Below are 517 nucleotides of genomic sequence, written 5' to 3' on the forward strand. Positions count from 1 at the left end.
TTGTGGCGCTCGTCCGCCTCGGAGTCCTCGAGCATGGCGCGCAGGCGGTAGACGTCGCGGGTGCCGTAGAGCAGCAGCGCCTCCGCGGGCAGGCCGTCGCGCCCGGCGCGGCCGGTCTCCTGGTAGTACGCCTCCAGGCTCTTGGGCAGGTCCATGTGCACCACGAAACGCACGTCCGGCTTGTCGATGCCCATGCCGAAGGCGACGGTCGCCACCATCACGATGCCGTCCTCGCGCAGGAACCGTCGCTGGTGCGTCTCGCGCAGGCTGGCGGGCAGGCCGGCGTGGTAGGGCAGGGCGTTAACGTCCCGGGCCATCAGCCACTCGGCGACGTCCTCGGTGGCGCGGCGGCTCATGCAGTAGATGATGCCGGACTCGCCGGGATGGGCGTCGCGGATGAATTCCAGGATCTGCTGGCGCGCCCGCTCCTTGGTGCGGACGCGGTAGCGGATGTTGGGCCGGTCGAAGCTCGCGACGAAGGTCTCCGCCCCGTCGGGCAGGAGATTGCGCTCGATCT

Annotated in this window: 1 protein-coding gene; it reads right to left on the reverse strand. The window is 70.2% G+C overall.

The window, feature by feature from the left end:
• On the reverse strand, positions 1–517 hold a 517-nt coding region (locus G7A99_RS24570; RefSeq protein WP_163144694.1), incomplete at both ends, for an ATP-dependent DNA helicase RecQ.

Source organism: Arhodomonas sp. KWT (assembly GCF_010993615.1).